Genomic DNA, 13,106 nt, shown 5'->3' with positions numbered 1-13,106 from the left:
TTAGCTCCCGGCCCGGCCGACAGCCGGGATTTTTACACGCAGCAGGGCCATCAGCATCGAGCCGAGTGCAAATTCACCCCGTTCGGCGCGCCGCGTCAGGTGCCTGAGATAGCCTCCGGCGGAGTTGATGCACTCTCCCCTTTGCAGGATGCAGGCCATGACGATGGCGGCGCTTTCCGGCCCCATCACGCGTGACGCCGCCTCATAGGCGGACGGACTGACGGCGAGCATCGAGCGCACCACGATGGCGGCTGTCAGCAGATCCCGCCAGCTGCCTATCACCCCACCCGGGCCATAGTCGGCGATGTCGGGGCAGGCCAGGAGAACAGTGGCGAGGGGGAAGGATGTCAGTTCCCCTGCCCTCGGCCCAACGGCAAAGCGCGATTCCTCCCGGTGGTTTGTTTGCGCTCGCAGCCCGTCTTTCTGCGGCTTCGTTGCCGATCGCAAAAGCCAGTCAGGCTGCCCCGCCGCTTGCCTCTGCCGCGTTTCAAAGCTCGGTTCAGATTCAGATATAGATTCGGTGTGGGAATCCTGTATGTGACGCTCAATCTGGGATTCACTGGTGCTCGCTATCCGCATTTTCTCATGAAGATCCAGCAGGTTGGCGATGTCTTCGCGGGTCGCCTCGAGGTCTTCGAGGATCGGCCTGAGGCTTTCGATGGTCGCGGCCCTCGGGATACCCTGCAGGATCGTCTGGAACATTGAAGTTACGTGCTCCCAGTCGCCCGGAACGGCTTCCGCGGCCGCGGCGGCAAGAAGCTTGGCAATGTCGCGCCGGCAGATGGTCAGCCGCTCCTTCATCGCGCGCAGCATCTGCCGGTCGGCGGCGATCCGAGCCGCCATCACCTCGATCTCCGAGGCGCGGGCCAGCAGCGGGGCGAGGCTGAAGCCATAGGCCTCTTCGATCACGCCATCCCGGCCGCGGCGGACATAACGCTTGCCGTTCGGGCTGTCCTTGCGGGAGATGAGGCCGGCCTCGACGAGCAAGGCGAGATGCCGGCGCAGCGTGGCGGCGGCCATGCCGCGTGCCCGAAGCGAAAGCTGCGCATTCGAGGGAAAGACCACCAGCCCTTTCTCACTGGAGAGCTCGTCCTCGGGATAGAAGCTCAGCAGCGAATCGAGCACGGTGACCGCCCGGTCGGTCACGCCGAGCCCTGCCCGGGCTTCGCAGACGGATCGGAACAGTTTCCATTTGTTGCGCGTCGTCCCGGCCGCCATCGCTTCGCCGCGCCGCTGTTTCAGCAGCAAGGCAAGCGTCATCGGCCGCCGCCCGAAGGGCGTCGTCACAGATTCACTCTCCATTTCCTTCACCTCTGTTCAGGCAAAAGAAGTCCGCTCACCGAAACGATGCGAGGGAAAAGTGCTGCAGCGTCATTTGCGCGTCTGAAAAGACACGGGGTGCGCGCTTCAGGACTCTTGACGGGGATTCGTGAAAATGCGATTCTCTGTCTTGCTTAAGGATGTGAGAAGGGCTTCCACGACTCGTTCGTTTGGGGGCCTTTTTCTTTTGCGGTTTCAGTCTCCTTGTTTGCCCTCCTCGGCGAGGAATTGCTCATAGAGCGCATCCAGCCTGCAGGAGAGAAATTCACCGAAACGGCCGGCATTTTTCGCCTTCATCGAGAGCGAGAACGCCTTGCCGTCATTCCTCATTTCCGCGTGGACAGCCTTATCAAGCGGCTGCCATGTCACCTTCCTGGCGGCGGTGGTCTTCTTCACCGGCCGCGCGCTTTTGTTCAGCGCCGCATAGAGCGCTTCGAGACGTTTGTCGGAAGGTAACTGATGAAAGTTGTCGCCTTCGAGGACCTTGGCGACACTTGCGGCATTGGCCGATTTGCCGGCGAGCAGCGACAGTTCCACCCAGCGCTCGCGCCCGACGCCGGGCGCCGGGCCGATCGCCTGGACGACTTCCTGCGGCAGCCGCTCCATCACCGATATCATCTTCGAGACCGAAGCCGCATTGGCGGCGAGCGCCGTCGAGATCACCTCCCGGTCATAGCCGAGCTCCTCCAGCCGCCGGGCAAAGAGCGCCCGCTCGATGAAGGTGAGGTCGGCGCGGGCCGAATTTTCCTGGCCCTGAGCGATGACATGGGTGCGGTCGTCGATCGCCTTGACGACGGCGCGGACATTGCGGCCGAGCTCGCGGGCGGCGCGCAGGCGCCGGTGGCCGAAGACCACCTGATAGCGTCCGTCGATCGTCCCATGGGGACGCACGAGAATGGGCGTGTCCTGTCCGCGTACGCGGATCGCCTCGACCAGCGCGCGGAACGCCTCGTCGTCCTCCGACAGCCGGTCCTTGACAAAGGAGACCTCGACGGTCTCAGGGTCGAGATCGACCACCGCCTCGCCTTCGAGGAATTTTTCCGCCTGCTTGGCAAGCTCATCCAGCGAGCGGACGAGCGAGCGGCCGGCCCCGCGCATCGGATAGTTCGGCGCGCCGGCGCTCTCGTCAGGCATTTCGGCCAGCCCCTCAAGCAGATTCTTTCGTGCCATGACTTTCTCCGATTGCGGTCATTCCATTGATTTGCTTCAAGGAAACGGCGAATTTGTCAGCCGACAAACTCACCGTCCCCATGCCTGGTGAATAACGCCGGCGATCTCGGCATTGACGGCGTCCATCGCCTCGATCGCCCGATCATAGGTTCCCCGGTTCATCGAGGAGCGCTCGACCTCGTAAAGGGTCTGCTTGGTAATGCCGGCATCCGAAATCGCCGTCGATTTGACCATCTGGTTCTTCAGCATGAATTCGTGGAACATGGTCGACATGAAGCCGACCATCTGCGCCTGCGGCACGTCGGTCGGCTCGTAGCGGGTGATGAGATAGCGGTACCAGGAAAGGTTCACCTCGGCGCCGGCCGCCCGGATCGGCTTCAGTATGCCGCCGAGCATCAGCAGGAACTGGCCCATCGACATGACGTCGAGCATCTGCGGATGGATGGTGATCAAGACGCTGGTCGCCGCCGTCAGCGCCGTCAGCGTGAGATAGCCGAGCTGCGGCGGGCAGTCGATGACGACGACGTCGTAGCGGTCGTCGACCTCGGCGAGCGCACGCGAGATGCGGGTGAAGAAGGTCTTGCCGTCATTGCTCGATTTGTCGGCCATGGCGAGCGGCGTATCGTATTCATATTCCTGCAGATCCAGATTGGCCGGCACGATATCGAGGCCGGGAAAATTGGTCTGGTGGATGATTTCCGAGAGCTTCTTCTTCTCGCCGTCGTAGCGGATCGCCTCGTAGAGCGAGGAGGCCTGGTCGAATTCCGGCTGGAAGCCGTGCAGGGAAGAGAGCGAGGCCTGCGGATCGAGATCGACGGCGAGCACGCGATGGCCGGTCAGCGCCAGATGCTGGGCAAGATGGGCAGCCGTCGTCGTCTTGCCGGAGCCGCCCTTGAAGTTGACGACGGCGATGACCTGCAGTTTCTCATTGCCGCGGCGATGGGGCACATACATGCGGCTTTCGGAGCGGCCATGCGCATCGAGATAGCGCCTCAGTTCCAGCATCTGCTCGGCGCCGTAGGAGCGCCGCCCGGAAGGCGAGGTCTTGGGGCAGGGGCCTTTGCCTTCGAGATGCAGCTTCTTCAGCGTGCTCTGCGACGCCCCGACATAATTGGCGACCTCCGCCAGCGAGAAGCTGCGCAGCGTCTTCTTCGCATTCGGCGGAAAACGTTGCACGCTGAGCAGATGCAGCTTCTTTGAAATCACGTCGCCATGTTCGAGAATCTGATCCTCGAAATGCAGTGGTGCTGCCTTCAAGGCATTCAAATTAGCGTTCATCGGCGGCAATCTCTCGGATAACGATTTTCGGGCTCAAAAGCCCGTCTAACCGTTATTATCCGCGATTCTCTGATACCGGCCAAGAATTTTAAGGTTAACGCATATTAACCTTTTGGCTGCGCGTTCAAATTTCGGTCGGTGCTGCATGATGTCCGGAAAGGCCGGGGAGTTGGGCCGGGGGCGCTTATAACGCGCCCCCGGCGGCGCCCGGCCGAAGGGGAGGGGCATTCGGCGGGCTTAACTCAACAGCGCTTCACCTGTGGCAATGCGCTGCTCGTCAGCGCCGAAAAGGTGTACGGCATCGTGGATCGGCGCGATCCTTAGGACATCGCCGGGGGCGGCCCTGATCCGCTCGCGGAAGACGCAGGTGAGCGTCTGCCCTCCCAGCCGGACGAGGACCAGCGTTTCCGAGCCGGTCGGCTCGACGACGATGGTCGTCACCTCGATGCCGTCGGGGTCGAGACTGATATGTTCGGGACGGATGCCGTAGATAACCGCGTCGCGCGGGCGGCGCTCGCTCGGCAGCAGCAGGCCATCCTCAGTGCGGAAGCCGTCCTCCGTCATGCTGCCCTTGATGAAATTCATCGCCGGCGAGCCGATGAACCCCGCGACGAACAGATTGCTCGGCCGGTCGTAGAGTTCGAGCGGCGAGCCGGACTGTTCTATCAACCCGTCCTTCATGACGACGATCTTGTCGGCCATGGTCATGGCCTCGATCTGGTCGTGGGTGACGTAGATGGTGGTCGTCTGCAGCCGCTGGTGCAGCTCCTTGATCTCGGAGCGCATCTGCACGCGCAGCTTGGCGTCGAGGTTCGAGAGCGGTTCGTCGAATAGGAAGACGGCGGGATCGCGCACGATGGCGCGGCCCATCGCTACGCGTTGCCGCTGACCGCCGGAAAGTTGCTTCGGATAGCGCTCCAGGAGATTTTCGAGGCCGAGAATCTTGGCGGCGTTGCCGACCCGGTGGTCGATCTCCGACCTCGGCATGCGCTTCAGCCGCAGCGAGAAGCCCATGTTCTTGGCGACCGTCATATGGGGATAGAGCGCGTAGTTCTGGAACACCATCGCGATGTCGCGATCCTTCGGCGCCAGCTCGTTGACGATGTGCTTGCCGATCTGGATCTGGCCCGAGGTGATGCCTTCGAGGCCGGCGATCATCCGTAGCAGCGTCGATTTCCCGCAGCCGGAGGGGCCGACCAGCACCACGAATTCACCATCACCGATATCGACCGAGACGCCTTTGATGGCTTTGAATGCGCCGTAATCCTTGCGCGCATTGTTGACCGAAACATGGGCCATGAAACTCCTCCAGAATTCCCCGTCAAAGTCCGTTCAAGACATTTTTGAGATAATCGAGGCCGAGGCGCTCGCCCTCCTTGCGGGCGGCCAGATCCTTGCCCGGCCAGCCATAGGCGGCATCCTCGTGCTCGATCGACAGCGTGCCGTCGAAGCCGTAGCCGCGGGCCTGGCGGAGGAAGCGCGGCCAGTCGAGAAGGCCGAGCCCCGGCAGCTTGTATTGCCACCAGCCCCTGCCGTGATAGCCGATCGCCTGCAGCGCCTCGCGATCGATCGCCGTATCCTTGGCGTGCAGGATGGCGATGCGATCCTTCACCGCCTCCAACGCCCGATAGGGATCGACGCCGATGCGGATGAGATGCGAGGGATCGAATTCCAGCCCGAAGCGGCGGTCCGGGATTCTCGCGAAAAGCGCCTGCCATCCCTTCGGCGTCGTGCCGACGAAATTGTCTTTCGGTCCCGGCCAGTTCTCGATCGCGAAGGTCAGGCCGGAGGATCGCGTCTCGGCGATCAGCCCGTTCGCGAAGTCGGCGAAATCGTCATAATTGGCCTCCTCGCCCGCGCTGTCGTCGCGTCCGGGGAAGATCACGAAGATCGGCACGCCGGTCTCGCCGATCGCCCGGGCGAATTCCGCCGTCCTTGCCCGGAGTTCCCGGCGTTTGTCGCGGTCGGCATCGAGCTGGTTGCCGAAATAGGTGAGAGAGGAGACGAAGAGGTTGCGGCTTCTCGCAAGCGCGACGGCGTCGGCCACCCGGTCCGGCGTCTTGATATGGCCGCCGACATCGATCTCGATCGCATCGAAACCGGCCGATGCGGCGAAATCCGCCACTTCCTCCAGCGGGCGGTCATTCAATGTCGAGGTATAGAAGCCGATCTTCACCATATCCTCCCGGGCCTTGCGGCCGTTTCAACTGTTCAGCCGATCCATGAATTTGAGCGGCGAGCGGGTGCGTTGCGCCACGTCAGCCGATGCGAGCATGAGGGCGGCTGCCATCGGCATCGCCGCTGCGCCGATGGCCGAGGCGTCCTCGCCGATCGAGGCGCGATGCAGTGACGGCAGGTTGGTGTCCTCGGCGTCGAGATGCTCGTGCACATAACGCAGCAATTCATCGACGATGCGGATCGGCAGCCGGCCGCCGACGAGCACGGCGTCGGGATCGACGATCATGGCGATATGTTTGACGGCGACCGCCAGATGCGCACTCATTTCCTTCAGCCATTGCGAAACGAGCCGCCTTCCATGCGCGTCGAGCGTCAGCAGGTCCTGGGGAACGCTCACTTCGATGCCGTGTTTGGCCAGGAAATCATAGAGGAAGAACAGCGAGAAGATCTCGCCGAGAAGCTGGACCTTCTGGCCCTTGCCGTCGCGGCCGTCGGCGATCGGCAGCCAGCCGATCTCGCCGCTGAGACCCATAGCGCCGCGATGGCCGTTGCCGTCGAGCACAAGGCCGCCGCCCGGGCAGGCATTGACGGCGATATAGAAGAAGCTGCTGCTTTCGGCGCCGAGGCCGTAATCGAGCTCGGCAAGGGCTGCGGCATTGGCCTCGTTCTCGATGAAGACGGGGTGCTGTGTCAGGTTCTCGAGTGCGGCGCGCACGTCGAATTCCGTCCATTCCTGATAGGCATCCGGCTTGCCGAGCAGCGAGATTTCACCCAGCCAATCCGGCACGGCAAGGCCGATGCCGGCAAGGCGCGCATCGTCGATCAGCCGGCTGCGCTGGAAATGCGAGATCGCATCTGAAGTCAGCTGCATGAATTCACCAGGCAGGATGAAGCGCTTTTCGTGATGCACGCGGGCGCGCACATTGCCGACGGCATCGACGGCCAGAATCGTCAGATGGTCGCGGTCGATATTGATGCCGATCGCGAAACAGGCGTCGGGATTGATTTCGAGCTCGATTGCCGGCTGGCCCCGCAGCCCGTGCCGGCGGCGGGCCTCCATGATCAGGCCCTCGTCCAGCAGCCGGTCGACGATGCGGGCGATCGCCGGTTTGGTGAAGCCGGTGCGCCGCGCGATTTCGGCGCGCGAAATCGGCGCCTGGCGATGGATGCAGCGCAGGACGACGGCCCTGTTGTGTTCGCCGGCGTCCTCGACATTGGCGCCCGTCAGATCGGGGGAGAGCTTTGCGCCGGGCATCTGGTTCATACGTCACATCCTTCCTCGCGCCAGAAAAGCAGGACCGGCCTCATCCCTTCACCGCGCCGCTGGTCATCGCGCCGAGGATCAGCCTCTGGAGCGACAGGAAGGCCACGATCGCCGGAACGACCGAGATCAGGCAGGCGGCGGCCAGTAGCTGGATGGACGAGTCGGTCTGCATGCCGCGGAAGTTAAAGATTCCGACGCCGATCGGCATCAGGTCATTTTTGGTGAGCAGCAGGAAAGGCACGAGGAATTGCGACCAGCCGGCAATGACGGTGATGATGAAGACCGAGGCGATGCCCGGCGCTGACAAGGGCAGGATGATGCGCCAGAAGACCGAGAAGCGGTTGCAGCCGTCGATCATCGCGGCTTCGTCGAGGCTGCGCGGAATACCGTCGACCGTGCTTTTCAGCAGCCAGGTCGCCAGCGGAACGCCGAGCGCGATATAGACCATGACGACGGCAAAATGCGTGTCGAGCAGGCCGAGCCGGTTCATGTAGCGGTAAAGAGGCACCATGATGACGAGCGGCGAGATCATCTGGAAGAGCAGCAGCCCCATCATCGACAGGCCCTTGCCGCGGAACTGGAAGCGAGAAAAAGCGTAAGCCGCGGGCAGTGCCACGATCAGCACCCCGAGCCCGCTCAAGGCGGCAAGCTTCAGCCCGTTCCAGAGATAGATCGGAAAATAGCTGTTGTTGAGAACGGTGATGAAATTCTGGATGGTGGGGTTGTCGGGAATATAACGCGCCGCGCCGCGATAGACCTCGCGCTTGTCGCGCAGCGCCATCGACAAGAGATAGGTGAGGGGGCCGGCGAAGAAGACGAACATCACCAGCATGAAGAGATAGCTGAAGGCATCGCCGAGCCGCGTTCCAGTGCGTCCGCTCATTGCTCTTCTTCCTTCGGCAGGAACGACGCATAGACGAAGGCAAGGCCGAGGCTGATGATCAGCATGAGCACGGAGAGCACGCTGCCGCCCGACAGGTCGTAGTTCCGGAAAACGATGTTGAAGACGTAGAGCGAGATCACCTCGGTCGCGCGGCCCGGCCCGCCGCCGGTCAGCGTGATGATCGCATCGAAGGTGTTCACCGTCTGGATGGTAATCAGGATCATGTTGACGAGGATCGCGGCGCGCAGCTGCGGCAGCGTAACGAAGAAGAACTGCTGCGAGGCGGTCGCGCCGTCGACCTCGGCGGCTTCATAGAGCGATGGATCGATCGCCTTTAGCGCCGCATACATGACGACCATCGAAAAGGCGGTGCCGCGCCAAATGTTGGAGATCAGCGTCGACCAGGGCGCCATCGCCGGATCGGAGAGCCAGGCAACGGTCGGCATGTGCATGAGCCTGAGAATGCTGTTCAGCGCGCCATAGGGCGCCTCGGAAAACAGCATCTGCCAGATGATACCGCCGGCAATGCCGGGAACGACCCAGGCAATGAGCGCCGTCGTCCGGAGGATCGTGGTGCCGAACAGGCCGCGCTTTTCGCCGCGGATGACGGTGACGGCGACGGCAAGTCCAAGGATCTGCTGGCCGATGACGCTGCCGCCGACGAAAATCAGGGTGGCCCATAAAATGTCGGGCAGCTGCGGCGAGCTCAATGCATTGGTGATCGAGCCGAGCGTATAGTCCTGATTTTCACCGATCAGCGTCGCATTGGTGAAGGAAAGCCGGAAAACATCGATGACGGGATAAAGGTAGAATATGCCGATGACGATGATCACGGGCATGATCCAGGGCAGGGGAGCGCCGGCGAAACGGCGCATGAACGTTCTGCTTTGAGGCGGGCTGTCGGCCTCGATGGCAATTGGGCTCATTGGCTTCCCTGTCCTGATTTGGCAAAGCCGGCGACACCCGCAGGCGCCGCCGCTGTCTGAAGCGTTGGAGATCGCCGCTGCCCCTCACCCTAACCTCTCTCCGCTCGCGGGGAGAGGGGACGTGCCCTGCGAGGGGTAGATGGAAACGGGGAGCTTGCGGCTTGTCCCCTTCTCCCCGTCACAACGGGGAGAAGGTGGCGGCAGCCGGATGAGGGGCTGCCTAGCGACGCAGCATCACAGCCGCTTGTAGGCCTCCATCGCCGCGCTGAAGGCGGCATCCAGGGCTTCTTCCGGTTTCTTCGTACCCGAGAGCACGTCGCCCATCATGATCTGGATCTGGTTGGATATTTCAGGATAGATCGGCACGCCGGGGCGCGCTTGGCCGTTGACCAGAGCCTGGGCGAAGGTCTTGTTGGCTTCGGTGGAGAAGACCTCGTATTTGTCGAACAGCGATTTGCGCGTCGGCAGCTGCTGCTGCAGGGCGTTGGCCGGGCCCATATAGACCTCGCGGGCGAGGTTGGCGCACATCTCGACCTTCTCCTTGTCCTTGCTGAAGGAGGCGATGGTCCAGCCGCCGGTACCCGTCGAGCGCTGATCGGCGGAAGGGCCGGGGATCGGCGAGAAGGTCCAGTTCTTGAATTCGTCCTCCTCGAGCGTCGTCTTCAGCTGCGCATATTGCCAGTTGCCGCCGATGAAGAGGGCGGTCGTGCCGGCTGCCGCCGCCGCGTTCATGTCGTCGTAATTGGCGATGGTGCTGACGCGTTTGGGGGCCGCGCCGGAATCGACGAGATCCTTGAAGTAGTTCAGCGCCTTCAGGAATTTTTCCTTGTTCTCGCCTTCGCCGAACACCGGCTTGCCGCTGTCGTCGACGAGCTTGCCGCCGAGCGCCCAGTAATTGGCGAGCCAGTCGAAGGTGGTGCCTTCCCAGCGCCCGCCATTGAAGAGCACGCCTTCCATGCCTTCCTTGGTGGAGGCAAGCGCCGCCTTCTTCAGGTCGTCCCAGGTCTCGGGCGCATCTGCAACGATCGACTTGTTGCGGTAGAGCACGCGAAGGTCCGTATCCCACCACCACGCGCGTACCGTCTGGTCCTTGTCGGTGATCCCAGTCCGGATGAAGGGGAAGAGATCGTCCACTTCTTCCTTGGAGAAATAGGGCGTGAAATCGGCCAGCACCTTGTTGACCATGAACTGCGACAGCACGAAGGAGTCGACGGCGGCGCAATCCGGCGCATTGCCGGCCTTGGCCTGCTCCAGCATCTTGGCCTGCTCGGTGCCGATGTCGGAGGACATGAACTGCATCTGCAGTTTCCACTCGGGATGCTTCTTGATGAATTCGACGAACAGCTTCTGATAGCCCTCGGCGATGGCGGGATCGGAATTGTTCGGGCTGTCGTTGGTCAGGCGGACGACGAGGGTTTTGGCCGCATCGGCAAGGCCGATCCGGTCTTTGGTGGCAAGTTCCTGGGCAAAAATGGCGGATGCTGAAAATAAGACAGTGCTCAGCGTCAATGCGCTGACGGTCGCGCTCTTCATGATGGGTCTCCTCCCCATTTTGAACGATTACAGCCTGGCGGTCAGTTGACCTCTCCTCATTTCCGTGCTGCTTTAATTAGATTAAGTTACTTTGATTTGATGTCAAGCCAGAGCTTTGGGAGGATCGAGATGCTGGCGACATTCAACAGCAGCTAGCGCGCTGCCGGCGAAAATCGAGTCGACTTCGCGAGGTCATGCGCCGGATCGAGGTGATGCAGCGTCCATCGGACGCGCGGCGCATCCACCACGCAATTTTCCCGAGGAAGAGCCCGAGCGATCGCGGATCGCCGCGACCGCAAGCGGCGGTTTTTGCCCGGCGGTAGCCGGAAACCCAAACTCTGTGGAGGAGAAGATGCGTTTACTCATTCTCGGCACCGGCGGCATGGCCAACCAGCACGCAGCACGTTTCAAAGCGATCGAAGGCGTCAGCGTCGTCGGCGGCGTCGATGTCGTTCCGGAGCGGCTGGCGGCCTTCTGCACCGAACATGGCATCGCCAATCATTTCCTCTCGCTGGAGGATGCGCTCGCCTGGGGCGAGTTCGATGCGGTTGCCAATGTCACGCCCGACAGCATCCACCATCCGACGACGCTGCAGGCGATTGCCGCCGGCAAGCATGTCTTCTGCGAGAAGCCGCTCGCCACCGATGCGGCGAAGGCCATGGAGATGACCGAGGCGATCGAGCGGGCGGGCAAGGTCGGCATGGTCAACTTCACCTATCGCAATTCGCCGGCGCTGCAGAAAGGCCGGCAGATGGTGCTCGCCGGCGAGATCGGCGCGGTGCGCCATGTCGAGGCGTCGCATCTGCAGAGCTGGCTGGTCGGCCGCCACTGGGGCGATTGGAAGAGCGAGAGCAAATGGCTGTGGCGGCTGAGCAAGAAGCACGGCTCGAATGGCGCGCTCGGCGATATCGGCATCCACATCGTCGATTTCGCCTCCTACGGCTCCGGCCTCGACGTCGCCCATGTCTTCGCCCGGCTGAAGACCTTCGACAAGGCGCCCGGCCACAAGATCGGCGAGTACGATCTCGACGCCAATGACAGTTTCACCATGAATGTCGATTTCACCAATGGCGCGATCGGCACGATCCAGGCGACACGCACGGCCGCCGGCCAGATGGACCAGCTGCGTCTCAGGGTCTATGGCGAAACCGGCTCGGTCGAGATGATCTACGACACCGGCAATTCGACGCTGCGCGCCTGCCTCGGCGAGGACGTGCACACGGCGACCTGGCGCGACGTGCCGTTCGATCCCGTCGAGACCAATTACCAGCGTTTCGTCCAGGCGGTGCGGGCGGGCAAGACCCTGGAGCCGTCTTTCCGCCGCGCCGCCGATATCCAGAAGGTGCTCGACAAGGCGCTGGCCTCCGATCTCAGCCACGCCGATGAGGCACTCACTTCTTAGGCCGAAGCCGGTGGCAGCAGCAGCGTGTTAAGGAAGGGCAGCAGCGCCGCGCCGAGCGCCACGCCGCCGCCGCTGAAACTTGCCGGCCGCATCGGCGAGATCCACGGCGTGATGATCGGCCGCGTCGAGGTATCGCGCCGCTCGATGGAAAGCTGGTGGATCAGCGCCTCGATCACGCCCTGCGGCAGGTCTCCGCCGATCATGACGGTGCTCGGGGCGAAGAAGCCGGCCATGGCGATGATCGGATCGAGCAGATGGCCCGCCGCCTCGCGGATCCACTGCGACAGCAGGGGACAGGAGAATTCCTCGCCGTTCAGCAGCCGGGCGAAATCTTCGTCGCCGATGCGCGCCCGCAGCGAGCTGAAGCCGACGACGGTGTTGAGCTGGACATTATCAGGCCCGGTCAGCATTTCGCCGATGCTGCCCGCCCTCCCGTGCACGCCGGAATAGGGAACGCCGCGGATGAGGAAGCCCGCCTGCACGTCGTCATCGATGATGATCATCGCGAGCCCACCCTCCGGCAGGGTGCTGCCGATCGTGCGCTCGGCAAGAAGACCCGCGGTGCATTCGTTCTCGACATAGGGGCGCGCAATCGTCGACATCGCGGCGATCGCGTCGCTCTCGTCCTCCGTCCAGTCGTTGGTGGCGATGCCGAGCCCGATGACCGGCCTGGCGGCATGCCGGTCGACCATGTCGCGGACGGCCGCATGCACAAGCCCGACCTTGTTCGCCGGCTCCACCCCGAAATAGGCCCGCTCATGCACCTGGCCGCTCAGATCGACGAGCACGATCTCGCCACGCCGCTCGCGAAGCTTGACCCCGACCGAGAAGGCGCCTTCCGGCCGCAACGCGAATTCCGTCGCCGTGGCGCCGCCGCCGAGCCCGTTGCGGCGGTTCGAGGTGACGAGCTTCTCCTCCGCCAGCCGCCGCAGAATATTGGTGATGCCGGGGCCGGTCAGCCCGCTATGTCGCCCAAGCTCGGTGCGCGTCAGCGGCCCATGCCGGCGGATCGCTTCCAGGATGACGCGAATATTCCGGTCGGCGATCTCGCCTGACCTGAGCCCCACCGTTTTGGCGCGCGGACCGCCCATCTCCTGGGTGTGAAGCCGACGCGGCCCTGACCGAAGATACCGCATGACCGCCTTCCCTAGA

General features: G+C 62.9%; 11 protein-coding genes. 1 reads left to right on the top strand and 10 read right to left on the bottom strand.

Annotated features, from left to right (window positions below):
• The 9 genes from repC to AMC88_RS31715 all read right to left on the bottom strand — a co-directional run bounded on the left by repC (position 1) and on the right by AMC88_RS31715 (position 10,552).
• Positions 1-1,302 (bottom strand): plasmid replication protein RepC, encoded by a 1,302-nt coding sequence (gene repC, locus AMC88_RS31755; RefSeq protein ID WP_064830315.1) that lies wholly within the window; start codon positions 1,300-1,302, stop codon positions 1-3.
• 213 nt (positions 1,303-1,515) lie between these two features.
• Positions 1,516-2,490 carry a plasmid partitioning protein RepB gene (gene repB, locus AMC88_RS31750; RefSeq protein WP_064830314.1) on the bottom strand — a complete coding sequence of 325 codons (975 nt, stop codon included), beginning with the start codon at positions 2,488-2,490 and terminating at the stop codon, positions 1,516-1,518.
• Positions 2,491-2,559: 69 nt separating this feature from the next.
• Complete coding sequence (gene repA, locus AMC88_RS31745) at positions 2,560-3,768, bottom strand: plasmid partitioning protein RepA (RefSeq protein WP_081282726.1); 1,209 nt, start codon at positions 3,766-3,768, stop codon at positions 2,560-2,562.
• 237 nt (positions 3,769-4,005) lie between these two features.
• The gene (locus tag AMC88_RS31740) at positions 4,006-5,067 is read right to left on the bottom strand and encodes an ABC transporter ATP-binding protein (RefSeq protein WP_004676952.1); all 1,062 of its coding nucleotides are present in this window, start codon (positions 5,065-5,067) and stop codon (positions 4,006-4,008) included.
• 22 nt (positions 5,068-5,089) lie between these two features.
• Entirely contained in the window at positions 5,090-5,944 is an 855-nt protein-coding gene (locus AMC88_RS31735; protein WP_064830328.1) for a sugar phosphate isomerase/epimerase family protein, read from the bottom strand.
• 27 nt (positions 5,945-5,971) lie between these two features.
• A complete protein-coding gene (locus AMC88_RS31730) occupies positions 5,972-7,210 on the bottom strand; it encodes an ROK family transcriptional regulator (protein WP_064824283.1) in 1,239 nt (412 codons plus the stop codon).
• Positions 7,211-7,250: 40 nt separating this feature from the next.
• Positions 7,251-8,093 carry a carbohydrate ABC transporter permease gene (locus AMC88_RS31725; RefSeq protein ID WP_004678777.1) on the bottom strand — a complete coding sequence of 281 codons (843 nt, stop codon included), beginning with the start codon at positions 8,091-8,093 and terminating at the stop codon, positions 7,251-7,253.
• Positions 8,090-9,019 carry a carbohydrate ABC transporter permease gene (locus AMC88_RS31720; RefSeq protein WP_004678775.1) on the bottom strand — a complete coding sequence of 310 codons (930 nt, stop codon included), beginning with the start codon at positions 9,017-9,019 and terminating at the stop codon, positions 8,090-8,092. The genes AMC88_RS31725 and AMC88_RS31720 overlap by 4 nt, the downstream gene beginning before the upstream one ends.
• A 234-nt stretch (positions 9,020-9,253) precedes the next feature.
• Complete coding sequence (locus tag AMC88_RS31715; protein ID WP_064830313.1) at positions 9,254-10,552, bottom strand: extracellular solute-binding protein; 1,299 nt, start codon at positions 10,550-10,552, stop codon at positions 9,254-9,256.
• Between the two features lie 352 nt (positions 10,553-10,904).
• Here AMC88_RS31715 and AMC88_RS31710 point away from each other — a divergent pair, with 352 nt between their 5' ends.
• The gene (locus AMC88_RS31710) at positions 10,905-11,954 is read left to right on the top strand and encodes a Gfo/Idh/MocA family protein (protein ID WP_064830312.1); all 1,050 of its coding nucleotides are present in this window, start codon (positions 10,905-10,907) and stop codon (positions 11,952-11,954) included.
• Here AMC88_RS31710 and AMC88_RS31705 read toward each other — a convergent pair.
• Complete coding sequence (locus tag AMC88_RS31705) at positions 11,951-13,090, bottom strand: ROK family transcriptional regulator (RefSeq protein WP_064830311.1); 1,140 nt, start codon at positions 13,088-13,090, stop codon at positions 11,951-11,953. The genes AMC88_RS31710 and AMC88_RS31705 overlap by 4 nt on opposite strands.
• Between the last annotated feature and the right edge of the window lie 16 nt (positions 13,091-13,106).

Source organism: Rhizobium phaseoli, assembly GCF_001664385.1.
Classification (GTDB): domain Bacteria; phylum Pseudomonadota; class Alphaproteobacteria; order Rhizobiales; family Rhizobiaceae; genus Rhizobium; species Rhizobium phaseoli.
Note: the sequence above shows the minus strand (reverse complement) of the source record. Positions and strands in the feature narration are given on the sequence as shown.

Bases quoted from the DNA above. Each gene is read 5' to 3' on its own strand.
- repC (WP_064830315.1), bottom strand. From the start codon at position 1,302: ATGGAGAGTGAATCTGTGACGACGCCCTTCGGGCGGCGGCCGATGACG.
- repB (WP_064830314.1), bottom strand. From the start codon at position 2,490: ATGGCACGAAAGAATCTGCTTGAGGGGCTGGCCGAAATGCCTGACGAG.
- repA (WP_081282726.1), bottom strand. From the start codon at position 3,768: ATGAACGCTAATTTGAATGCCTTGAAGGCAGCACCACTGCATTTCGAG.
- AMC88_RS31740 (WP_004676952.1), bottom strand. From the start codon at position 5,067: ATGGCCCATGTTTCGGTCAACAATGCGCGCAAGGATTACGGCGCATTC.
- AMC88_RS31730 (WP_064824283.1), bottom strand. From the start codon at position 7,210: ATGAACCAGATGCCCGGCGCAAAGCTCTCCCCCGATCTGACGGGCGCC.
- AMC88_RS31725 (WP_004678777.1), bottom strand. From the start codon at position 8,093: ATGAGCGGACGCACTGGAACGCGGCTCGGCGATGCCTTCAGCTATCTC.
- AMC88_RS31720 (WP_004678775.1), bottom strand. From the start codon at position 9,019: ATGAGCCCAATTGCCATCGAGGCCGACAGCCCGCCTCAAAGCAGAACG.
- AMC88_RS31715 (WP_064830313.1), bottom strand. From the start codon at position 10,552: ATGAAGAGCGCGACCGTCAGCGCATTGACGCTGAGCACTGTCTTATTT.
- AMC88_RS31710 (WP_064830312.1), top strand. From the start codon at position 10,905: ATGCGTTTACTCATTCTCGGCACCGGCGGCATGGCCAACCAGCACGCA.
- AMC88_RS31705 (WP_064830311.1), bottom strand. From the start codon at position 13,090: ATGCGGTATCTTCGGTCAGGGCCGCGTCGGCTTCACACCCAGGAGATG.